The 10,411-nt window shown below is 60.4% G+C and carries 13 protein-coding genes; 10 read left to right on the plus strand and 3 right to left on the minus strand.

Features of this window, described 5'->3' with window-relative positions:
- Window positions 1–259: 259 nt before the first annotated feature.
- Both U9R81_RS09425 and U9R81_RS09430 read right to left on the minus strand, forming a co-directional pair.
- Entirely contained in the window at window positions 260–1,048 is a 789-nt protein-coding gene (locus U9R81_RS09425) for an alpha/beta fold hydrolase (RefSeq protein ID WP_322495228.1), read from the minus strand.
- A 62-nt stretch (window positions 1,049–1,110) separates the two neighbouring features.
- Window positions 1,111–1,959 carry an alpha/beta hydrolase gene (locus tag U9R81_RS09430; protein WP_322495229.1) on the minus strand — a complete coding sequence of 283 codons (849 nt, stop codon included), beginning with the start codon at window positions 1,957–1,959 and terminating at the stop codon, window positions 1,111–1,113.
- A gap of 62 nt (window positions 1,960–2,021) precedes the next feature.
- Here U9R81_RS09430 and mnmA point away from each other — a divergent pair, with 62 nt between their 5' ends.
- From mnmA to U9R81_RS09465, 7 genes are all read left to right on the plus strand, one after another.
- Window positions 2,022–3,101, plus strand: coding sequence for a tRNA 2-thiouridine(34) synthase MnmA (gene mnmA, locus U9R81_RS09435; RefSeq protein WP_322495230.1), 1,080 nt, complete (start codon window positions 2,022–2,024; stop codon window positions 3,099–3,101).
- The gene (locus U9R81_RS09440) at window positions 3,098–3,355 is read left to right on the plus strand and encodes a hypothetical protein (RefSeq protein WP_322495231.1); all 258 of its coding nucleotides are present in this window, start codon (window positions 3,098–3,100) and stop codon (window positions 3,353–3,355) included. The genes mnmA and U9R81_RS09440 overlap by 4 nt, the downstream gene beginning before the upstream one ends.
- Before the next feature lie 66 nt (window positions 3,356–3,421).
- Window positions 3,422–3,874: a hypothetical protein gene (locus U9R81_RS09445; RefSeq protein ID WP_322495232.1), complete on the plus strand. Its 453-nt coding sequence runs from the start codon at window positions 3,422–3,424 to the stop codon at window positions 3,872–3,874.
- A gap of 99 nt (window positions 3,875–3,973) precedes the next feature.
- Entirely contained in the window at window positions 3,974–4,909 is a 936-nt protein-coding gene (locus U9R81_RS09450) for a DUF1385 domain-containing protein (protein ID WP_322495233.1), read from the plus strand.
- 39 nt (window positions 4,910–4,948) lie between these two features.
- Window positions 4,949–5,761, plus strand: a complete 813-nt coding sequence (locus tag U9R81_RS09455) for a DUF4388 domain-containing protein (RefSeq protein WP_322495234.1) — start codon at window positions 4,949–4,951, stop codon at window positions 5,759–5,761.
- A 31-nt stretch (window positions 5,762–5,792) separates the two neighbouring features.
- Window positions 5,793–6,323: a GTP-binding protein gene (locus U9R81_RS09460; protein WP_066782542.1), complete on the plus strand. Its 531-nt coding sequence runs from the start codon at window positions 5,793–5,795 to the stop codon at window positions 6,321–6,323.
- A 259-nt stretch (window positions 6,324–6,582) separates the two neighbouring features.
- Complete coding sequence (locus U9R81_RS09465; RefSeq protein WP_066782544.1) at window positions 6,583–6,861, plus strand: HU family DNA-binding protein; 279 nt, start codon at window positions 6,583–6,585, stop codon at window positions 6,859–6,861.
- A 46-nt stretch (window positions 6,862–6,907) separates the two neighbouring features.
- Here U9R81_RS09465 and U9R81_RS09470 read toward each other — a convergent pair whose 3' ends face one another.
- Window positions 6,908–8,404: a M1 family metallopeptidase gene (locus tag U9R81_RS09470; RefSeq protein ID WP_322495235.1), complete on the minus strand. Its 1,497-nt coding sequence runs from the start codon at window positions 8,402–8,404 to the stop codon at window positions 6,908–6,910.
- A gap of 256 nt (window positions 8,405–8,660) precedes the next feature.
- On the opposite strand from U9R81_RS09470, the gene U9R81_RS09475 reads away from it, so the two are divergent.
- The 3 genes from U9R81_RS09475 to U9R81_RS09485 form a co-directional block, all read left to right on the plus strand.
- On the plus strand, window positions 8,661–9,617 hold the full coding sequence (locus U9R81_RS09475; RefSeq protein WP_322495236.1) for a hypothetical protein: 957 nt from the start codon (window positions 8,661–8,663) through the stop codon (window positions 9,615–9,617).
- A complete protein-coding gene (locus U9R81_RS09480) occupies window positions 9,614–9,895 on the plus strand; it encodes a hypothetical protein (RefSeq protein WP_322495237.1) in 282 nt (93 codons plus the stop codon). Before U9R81_RS09475 ends, U9R81_RS09480 begins: the two co-directional genes overlap by 4 nt.
- Window positions 9,889–10,411 (plus strand): histidine kinase dimerization/phosphoacceptor domain-containing protein (locus tag U9R81_RS09485; protein ID WP_322495238.1); only part of this gene is annotated, 523 nt, incomplete at its 3' end. The genes U9R81_RS09480 and U9R81_RS09485, both read left to right, overlap by 7 nt.

Here is a 10,411-nt window from a genome sequence, read left to right on the forward strand (position 1 = left end):
GGGGGCCCCCCGACCGAAGCAATGACAAGCGGCAAGCGGGGTTTGGCGTACCCTCACCCCCGACCCCTCTCCCGCAGCGCGGGAGAGGGGCGCTGCTCTGTTCCGCTCCGGCAATGTCGTCGTCGCTAATCCGACGACTCCTCCTGCCCAACCCTTTGCGTCTCTTCGCGCTCTGCGCGTCTTTGCGTGTAGCGTCTCTGCGTCCCCGCTTGCCGGCTTTGGAGTGCGGCAGTTTAACTGCCGCACTCCATATCGCTGCTCATCGTTGCTCGCGCCAGACCCGCGGCCCTTCTAGAAAGCGGTCGATCAGGCGGTTCACCGCATCAGGCCGCTCAAGGTGGGGCAGATGGCGAGTATAGCGAACAATTTCGAGCCGGGCGTTGGGCATGAGTTGTTGGCTCTCGCGGGCTTGGGCCACTGGCGCGATGAAATCCCACTGGCCGGCAATGATCAGGGTCGGCGTCTGCACCTGTGGTAACACGGCCCGCCCATCCCAGCGAAAGAGAGTGCCGGCCAGCACCTTTTGGATCACCTTGACTGGCGCGTAGGTTTTAGGCATCACGATCGGGCGCAACCGTTCGAGCATCGCCAGCGATACCGGCAACTTGACGATCCGTTCGTGGAGTGGGTTGAGGTGCATCTCAGGGCCGGTCGCGATCAAGATCAAACGGCTGACGCGCTGGGGCTGGCTGGCGGCAAAGGTGATCGCAATCGGGCCGCCGAACGAGTGCGCCATCAGAATGAACGGCTCTTCGACGTGCAAGCGGGTGAGCAACTGGGTCAAATCCCAGAGAAACTCTTCCAGCGAATAGGCCGAATTGACCACCTCGGAGCGGCCATGGCCGCGCAGGTCGGGCGCGATTACCCGGTAGCGACCGGACAAGTGTGCAATCTGTGGCGTCCATTGTTCGAGGTTGCCGGCGCAGCCGTGAATGCAGACGATTGTGCCTTGCCGCTCGCCTGCAAGCGGCCCGACATCGACGACGCTTAAGCGCACTGGCGAGGTGCCGGCAAGCTGGATCTCTTTGCGGTACGGTTCGAGGTTCATAACCCTCTTTCTGGAGCAGCGTGACGTGAAACGCACTTCACCATCTCTGCGCTTTTGTGGTGCTACTGCGCCTGTGCATTGGCAAGAAATTGCCGCAATGCGCGGGTAAACGCGCGCGGGCGTTCGTCCATGGGGTTGTGCAAGCTGGCCGGGATCATCACGTACTGCGCGCCGGGAATGGCTTCGGCGAGCCGGCGAGCATGGGCCGGCGGGGCAAGGCTATCAAACTGGCCGGTCATCACTAGCACCGGCACCCGGATCTGTTGCAGCCGGTCATCGGCGCGAGTCGCGAACAACGAGCGCAAAATGCGGTACAATCCTTCTGGGTCGAAGGTGGCGAGGTACGATGCGCGCCGCAGCCATGGGCGAATCCAGCCGCCGCCGTGCTCGTGCGGGATGCGCTGGCCCAGCGGGCGAAAAGCGCGTCCGACGGCTTGAGATAGCCGGAAGGCGGCCCAGCCAGCGTTGGGGAGCAGATAGGTGCGGGTGTAGGCCGGCATGCGGTAGGCGTCAACTGCGGCATCGATCAGGGCCAGCCGTTGCACCAGTTCGGGGTGGCGCAGGGTCAACTCCACTGCCACGCTGCCCCCCATCGAATGGCCAACCAGCGTGATCGTGGCCAAGCCAAGATCACGGCAAAACTCGGCCACCAGCTCGGCGATGGCTTCGATCCGGTCGGCCCGCCCGATCCGGCTCTCGCCGTGGCCGGGCATATCGATGGCAACACAACGGTAGTCACGGCCAAGATCGCGTAGGGCGCTCCACCAGAGTTCTTTAAATGCGCCCCAGCCGTGCAGAAAGACGATCGCCGGCCCGCTGGCGCCGGCAGTCAAATAGCTCAGGCCAAGGCGGTCGTGGTAGCGGCGGTCGATGGTGACAGGAGCCGTCATAGTGGTGATAGGGTTCGTCACGTTGGCGCTCTCGTGATACCTTGCTGTTATTGGAAACGGTCATACCGAGTATAATACCAAATATGGCAAACGTTCTAGTGGCAATGAGCGGCGGCGTCGATAGCTCGCTGGCCGCTGCGCTCTTACGTGAAGCCGGCCATCACGTGACCGGCGTGACCATGCATCTGTGGGATGACGACGACCACGGGTTGCGCGAGAGCCTCTGCTGCGCTGCCGAAGCGGCGGCCAGCGCGCGGCGCGTCTGCGCTTTGCTCGGCATCCCGTTCTACGTCTTTAATTACCAGCGCGAGTTTCGCCGCCACGTCATTGACTATTTTATCCGGGCGTACACGCACGGTCTCACCCCCAATCCATGCGTCGAATGCAATCGCATGATCAAATTTCGCGCGCTGCTCGATCGGGCGCGGGCCTTGGGGTTTGACGCGGTGGCGACCGGCCATTACGCCCGAATTGTGCGCGGCGCCGATGGCCGCTACCAGCTTTGGCGGGCGGTAGATATCGAAAAAGATCAGTCATATATGCTGCACATGCTCGGCCAAGCTGATCTGGCCTGTCTGCTCTTCCCCATCGGTGGATATACCAAGCGCGAAGTGCGTGCAATGGCGGCAGCGCGCGGCTTGCCGAGCGCCGATCGGGAAGAGAGCCAAGACATCTGCTTCGTGCCCGATCGCGACTACCGCAACCTGTTGCGGGTCGAAGCGCCGGAGAGCCTCACCCCCGGCCCGATTGTTGATCTGGAAGGGCGCGAGATTGGCCGGCATCAGGGATTGCCGCTCTACACCGTCGGCCAGCGCCGCGGCTTGGGGTTAGGCGGCGGCGAACCGCGCTACGTGATTGCGATCGATCCAGCCCGTAACGCGTTGATCGTCGGCCCGGCGGCGGCGCTCAACCGCGAGCGGTTTACCGTCACCGATGTGCGTTGGGTTGATGATCAGCCGTCGGCTGATTCATTGACGTGTATGGTGCAAGTGCGTGCCCACGCCGAACCGCTGCCGGCCCGCGTGTCAGCCCAACCCGATGGACGCTGGCTGGTGGAATTAGAACGGCCACAGCGTGCTGTTAGCCCCGGCCAAGCGGCTGTTTTCTACGATGGCCAACGCGTGCTCGGCGGGGGATGGATCGCCCGCCCGGAGGTGCAATGAGCGCGCTCTCGCCGGTAGCCCTATTGTTGCTCTTGTTGACCACGACCCATGCGGCGCTGGCCCATGTCTTGCTAGGCCGCTCGTGGCGGCAAATCCCGATGTTTTGGGTCACGGCAGCCGCCGGTTGCTTGATTGCCACCCTGATTGGCTGGCGTTTCCCGCTCGATCTGCCCGCTCCGGCGGGTGTGCCAATGCTCGAAGCCTCATTGTTAGCGTGGATCTTGCTGATAGTTGTTTCACGCTTGCGGCTATGATATAATTTGGCGCATTAGAGCGCCCTCACAGCCGCGTATTCTGCGGCCCGGTACGGAGGTAACCCCGTGTTACGCTGGATTGGCATCGGCATTGGCTTATTGACCGCAGTTCTGTTCGGGTTCATTATCGCGGCGATCTTCCTCGGTGAAGGTTTCCGTGCCGCGTGGCGCGATGTCTTTATCGTGATCTTGGCCGCGTTGCAACTGATCGGCGCGGTTTTGTTGGTTGCGATTCTGGTCGCAATCCTCTACGCGGTTGAGCAGATCAACCGGCTGGCGCGCAACAATGTGCTGCCCAAACTCGATGAGGCGCTGGCGAAGGCGAATGAGACGCTCGACACAACGCGCGCGATCGCCAATAATGTGCGCGACTCGGCGCAGACAGCGACCACAGCGACGACCTACGTGGCTGAACGAGTAGTTTCGCCGATTATTCGTGTCTCAAGTCTGGTGAGCGGCGTGCGGGCGGCGGCTACAACCTTAGCCCGGCGCGGAAACCCTGACGAACCGGCCTCATAACCCCCCATGTTCGATACGTTACCGTGCCTGTTGGCATGGTAAGATAGAGGATAATAAAAGTTTGGTTTGGCCGGCGAGCGGGTGAGGGTCAGAATTGGCATGAGTACCAATCAGTTTAAGTATGGTGGGCAAGCAGTGCTCGAAGGGGTGATGATGCGCGGTCGCCGGCAAGCGACCGTCGTTGTGCGCCGTCCTGACGGCAGCTTTGCCCGGCTCGACCTGCCGATCCCGGCTCGCAGCGCGCAGTGGCAACGCTGGCCGCTGCTGCGTGGGTTTGCCGCGCTGGCTGAAGCCTTTACGATCGGGCGCAAGGCGCTCGATTTTTCGGCCGCGGTGGTTGCCGCCGATGACGATGAGAATCTGCACCCGGTTGTCCAGACGTTGATCTTTGTGGTCACGCTGGCAATCGCGATTGGCATCTTTGTGGTGTTGCCATCACTGGTGGCCAACTTCATTGGCCAGCTTGGCGCGCCGGTGCTCGTGCGCGAAATCATCGAGGCGTTGATCAATCTGGCGTTGGTGGTGGCCTATATTGCTGCGATTGGCCGTATTCCTGATATTGGCCGGGTGTTTGGCTATCACGGCGCTGAGCACAAGGTGATCAATGCGTATGAAGCGGGTCTGCCGCTGACAGTGGAATCGGTGCGGCAGTGCAGCCGCATTCACCCGCGCTGCGGCACCAGCTTCCTGTTGGCAGTGGCGCTGATCGGCTTTCTGATTTTTCTCTCGGTTGCCGGTCTGCCGGTCTGGCAGCGGATCATTGCCCGGATTGTGCTCATTCCATTAGTCGCGGCAGTCGCCTTTGAGGCCCAACAACTCGCCGCGAACTATTACCATGTGCCGTGGGTGCGCTGGCTGCTGACCCCGACGTTAGCGGCGCAATATCTGACCACCCGCGAGCCGGATGATGATATGATTGCTACCGCGATCGCGGCCTTCGAGCCGGTCGTGGCCGCCGATCACCGTGAAGCTACTCAACTGGCGCCAACTACCGGTGTGGCGCCCGGTTTGGCTGATACACAGCCAACCATGTGACGTAATTGTTGCATAACACCCGCGATAGCGGAGGAACGTATGCCGCTGGAGGGAAACATCCGCGATTTTAGTTTGTCAGACTTTCTCTCGCTCGTTGATCGCGGGTATAAAACAGGCGCTCTGTATTTGAAGTACCATGATCAAACGGCGCGCCTCTACTTTGAGAAAGGCAAGCTGTTGCTGGCAGCGCGCCGTCCCGAAGATGAGAAGCCAGAGTTATTGGTGCGGCTTGGCGTGCTGAACGCCGATCAGTTGGCACAAGCCTGCCGCACATTAGCGGCTCGTGGCAATGGGGTGACATTGAGTCAGGTCGTGATTGATGCCGGGATGGTCAGTACCGAACGGTTGCAGAGCGCGCTGATGGGCCATACTGAACAATCGGTGTATGGGTTGTTTGCGTGGCCGGAAGGTGAGTTTACCTTCGAGCGCGATCAGCGTCCAGCGCCTGATGCGCCGTTAGCGCCGATACCGATCTCAATTGACCACCTGATTATGGAAGGGGTGCGCCGGATCGATGAATGGGAACGGATTCGCGACCGTATCCCCTCAACCGATCTCGTGCCGCGCTTCATGGCCCCGCCGGGGGAAAAACTGAAGGGGATGCGCCTCTCACCTGATGAGTGGAGGGTGTTTGCGCGCATCAATGGCCGCGATACGCTGGCCGAGATTGCCCAGAAGACTGGGTTGAGCGATTTTGATGTGTGCCGCGCGGTCTATGGCTTCTTGACCGCCGGTATGCTGGAATTGGTGAAACGGCAGCGCGTGCTGGCCGCCGGAATGCCGCCGGTTGAACAGCCGCGTTTGAAGAAGAGCCTCGTCAACCGGATCATCAATCGGATCCGCAGCATGTAGCTGGGGCCGGAGCATCGGAGCGGAGGGCTGTGTGCAGACGGTAAAGATGGTGATCAGCGGCGCCGTCAACGCCGGCAAAACTGAGTTTATCAGGACGATCTCGGAGATTGAGGTCGTCTCGACGGAACGCCGGGCGACCGACGATACTCGGCTGATCAAGAAGGAAACGACTGTCGCGATGGATTTTGGGCGCATCGCGATCTCTGATGATCTCGTGCTCCATCTCTTTGGGACGCCGGGACAAAAACGCTTCGATTTTATGTGGGAGATCCTCGCCGAGGGGATGCTTGGTTTGGTGATCCTTGTCGATAGCACCCGCCCGGAAACGTTCCGCGAGACGAACCGGATCATCGACTTTTTTGTCTCGTACCGCGATACGCCTTATGTGATTGCGGCCAATAAGCAGGATCGCCCTAATGCATGGTCGCCTGATGAATTGCGCTTGGCTTTGCGCCAACCGCCGCATATCAAGGTGTTGCCTTGTACGGCGACCGATCGCGAAAGCGTGAAGAATGTGTTGCTTGAGTTGCTGTATGTGATTCAAGAACGCAGCGAGGATTAGGGTTGCCCGTTCGGTGGGGATGGTGGGAAGGGGCGACCATCCGGTCGCCCCTGTTGTGTTGGGCAGGTGATGTGAGCGCCTGTGGCATGGCTTTACAATGCGATCAAATTGATTTTCCGCATTGCAAAGCTATAAAATCATATTGGAAAGCGTAATAAGCCGTTTACCGCATCAGCAAGGGATACAGCTCTTGACAGATGCGGTATACTGCTTTCTGAAGAGCGATTCACGCTTGAGTGCATAGAGGAGGACTGCACCGATGCAGAAGACGGATTTTATTAAGGCGGTGGCCGAGCGTGCCAAGGCTTCGCAGAAGGAGACGAAGCAGATTATCGATGCGGCGCTCGAGGTGATCACTGAGGCGTTGGCGCGGGGTGAGAAGGTGACGCTGACCGGTTTTGGCACGTTTGAGGTGCGGTCGCGGCAGGCGCGTGAGGGTGTCAATCCACAGACCCGCGAGAAGATCCACATCCCCGCTACCAAGACCCCCGGTTTTAGCGCGAGCAGCACGCTCAAGGAGGCCGTGAAGGGCGAGTAAGCAGGGGCAACGTATTCATCGTGTAGGGACGGCGCATGCGCCGTCTCTACGGTATTGTGACCTCGTTTGCTGTGATCACCCAATCCGCAAACATATCATCCAATTCGCATGCGCATGCCTGTTCGGCGGTGCGTAATAGGTCAGGGCCGGCAATCTCGCGGTAACTTGCCGCGGCAACGTACCCTTGTAAGAATGTATTGAATGCCCCTTCGCCGATACGCTGGCGCAGCGCGTGGAAGAAGAGCGCACCTTTAGCGTAGACAACCGGCACGTAGCGGCCATCGCTTAAGTCTGAGGGTGGAGTGGCTAACGGTGCGTCACCGCCACGGTCGCGCAACTGGCGGTAAATGGCGCGAAAGGCGTCGAGTTCCGCTTTTGCTTGCTCTGGCACGCCAATCATCTCGTAATAGAGGATTTGGCTATAACTGGCGAGTCCCTCGTCAAGCCACGCTTCCCCTTGCGCGTCATTGCCGACTAGACCGTACCACCACTGATGGCTGATCTCGTGGACAATCGTAGTTTCCAGCATCCGGTCATCGCGCTGGTAGAGGGTTTGCTCGATCAATACGACTCCCGGATATTCCATGCCGTAAAATCGGGTCAAGGCCGCTTGAATCACCTCTAGCTCGGCGTAGGGGTAAGCGCCGAAACGCTGGTTGAAGGTGCGCAGAGCGGCGGTAGCAATCGCGAGACTACGCTCAGCAGCAGCAGGATCATCCGGCTGGACATAACTAACTACACGGGTGCCATCTACGTTGGCGCTGGCCGCCACTAGCCCTTGAAGCGCAGCAAGGTAGAATTCACGTTGCGGCCCGCTGACGAAACGGCTTATCTGTACACCATCATCGGTTACTTGATCAGCGAGGCGGCTGCCGCTCGTGACCAGTTGCCAGTCTGCCGGCGCTGCGATGGTGACATCGTATAGCGCGATCGCGCTGACGGTAAAGTCGCCTCGTGACTCGATTGGCCGTGTGTCCCAGCCGATCCCCGGAATGTAGCGGGCCAGCATTGGGTAAAATGACGCAATCGACCAGACCCCCGCTTCCAGATTGTAGGCGCCGAAGATGCGCTGGCTGGCGTTGCGCGGCCCGCGTGCAGTGAAGGTCATTGTGACGGTGGCCCGCTGGCCGGGGGCAATGGCTTGCGGTGTGCTGAGGCCGATCAAGGTATCGCCGTGCAAGGTGCGTGATGGTACTAGAACGCCGTCGATGCGGGCCGAGATAACATCGAGCCGTCCGCCGAAGTTGGGGTGGTTGGGATAGAGGTGGAACCAAATGGTATCGAAATCGACCTCTGTCCGGTTGGTGAGTTGCACCGTGATCTCACCGCTCAGCCGTGGCCCGCTGGGGTCGAGCTGGACGCGCATGGTGTAACGATCCCACGGCTCGCGGATGAGATCGGTGACGCTGCCGGTGCGCATCGCGGCGGTTTGCGCGGTGATGAAGGGATCGATGACCTTTGCCGCCCCTTCGTCGCGTGTTATTGCGGACGGCGGCGTGACGTTGGTGAAGACGATGACGAGGAGTAGAATTAAGCGTATCATGCAATCATCATACCATGACAACGCAAAGGCAGTAGCGCCGGACGGCTGTCCGGCTCCGCAGGGAATGCAGAGGGTTCAACGCAAAGGCGCAGGGGACGCAAAGACCGCAGAGGGGTGTTGAAGTGGGGGCGAAGAGGGCGGTTGGTTGCTGTCATAATGGTAACAGTCTTTTAGGGAACAGCCACAAAAAGACACAAGATACCCAAAAATATTTTGTGGTTTTGAGTCTTTTCGTGGCTATTTGGAGATAAAGCTTATGCTGAACCGTCTCTTCGGTTGGGGCAAGCGAGGCGAATCCGGCGACCGCCTGCCTGTCCTGCGCGGTGACCGGCCCGGCGAGCCGATCACGCTCAAGGTGGCGCTAATTACGCACGATCCGCCGATTCCCGAACGCGGCGGCTTGCCGTTGAGCCGGGTGATGGGTTGGAACGATGCCGAAACCTTGGCCGCACAGTATATCGCTGATCTGCGCGCCTGTTCGGGCGGGATCGCCGATTATCGGATTGTGATGCGGCGGCATTACACCGACTTTCCGGTCAAGAGCGATGGCTTTCGCTACGATAGCGCCACGTATCTGGCGGCATGGGAACGGCGGATGCCGGCGCACCAACCGGATGAAGCCGATTATGAGCGGTTGCTCGATCAGATTGGGTTGGCTGCCGAGCTTGAGCGCGGCGAGCTGGATGAGCTATGGCTGTTTGCCTTTCCGTATGCCGGTTATTACGAGAGCCGGATGGTCGGCGTGGATGCGTTTTGGTGCAATGCGCCGCCGCTGCGGTTGCCCCATACCCGCCGCCGCTATATTGTGATGGGGTTCAATGTCGAGCGCGGGGTCGATTGCATGCTCGAAAACTTTGGCCATCGCGTCGAGTCGATTATGGCCCATGTCTACCGCAATCATCCGCCGGAGCGCGACTTGTGGGAGCGTTTCACCCGGCTCGATGAGTGCGGCAACGTCCACTTCGCGCCGTCGAGCGCGCGCGACTACGATTGGGGCAACCCGCGACCAGTGTGGGCGCGGGCCGATGCGTGGTACCAGTTTCCCGATCTGAGCGCGCCAGCCCGTGTGATGCGCTGCGCCGAATGGGGCGGCGGCGATATGCGCCTGCACCATCTCTGGTGGCTCGATCATTTGCCGCGGGTCGCTGGTGAAACCGATGGCATCGCCAACAATTGGTGGCGGTACGTCTTGCAACCGTGGATGGTGCCATGAATGCGCACTGGCCGTTTATCCCGCTCTGGCAGCGCCTCACTCGCTATTTCAGCCGCGGGCAGAGCACGTTGATGCTGGCGGCGTATACCATGATCAACTTCGCGCTCGTTGCGTTTATCCTCTTCCACCGCAATTTGTCGCTAGAACGCTTTTACCCGGTGGTGTTGCTTTTGAGCGTGCTGCTGGCGCTCAACGCTGCTTGGGAGGGTTGGCAGCGCCGTTGGGGTGAAGCGGCAGCGAACCGTTTCTATTTCGCCGCCAGTATCACTATGTGGTGAACTATGTTGGTCTCGATGCCGGGTGGACGTTCCTGCCCTTTTTGCTCTTTGTCATCGCTTCGCAAGCGGTGATTGGGCTAGGGGTGTGGCGCGGTCTCGGCATCAGTCTGCTCTTGTACCTTGGCTGGAGTGGTGTGCTCTGGTTGCGCGACGCCGCGCTCGAATATCTCCTCGCGCAGACCTCCTCCATTTTGTTTGGCTTGATCTTCACTTTGGTGTTTTCGGTTGTGCTGGCGCGTTTGGCCGATCAGATGGCCCGCGCCGAGCGGTTGGCCGCCGAGTTGCGCGCAGCTAATGCGGCGCTGGCGGCAGCGCGCGAACGTGCAGTCGCCTTGGCGGCGGCGGAAGAGCGCGTGCAGTTGGCGCGCGAGATTCACGACGGCCTCGGTCATCATCTCACGGCGCTGAATGGGCAGTTGCAAGCTGCTGCCCGCCTGCTCGACCGCGATCCGGAACGGGCGGCGCAGGCGCTGGCTCTCTGCCGGGAAGAGGCGCAGGCGGCGCTGGCCGAGGTGC

Source organism: Chloroflexus sp. (genome assembly GCF_034435895.1).
Classification (GTDB): domain Bacteria; phylum Chloroflexota; class Chloroflexia; order Chloroflexales; family Chloroflexaceae; genus Chloroflexus.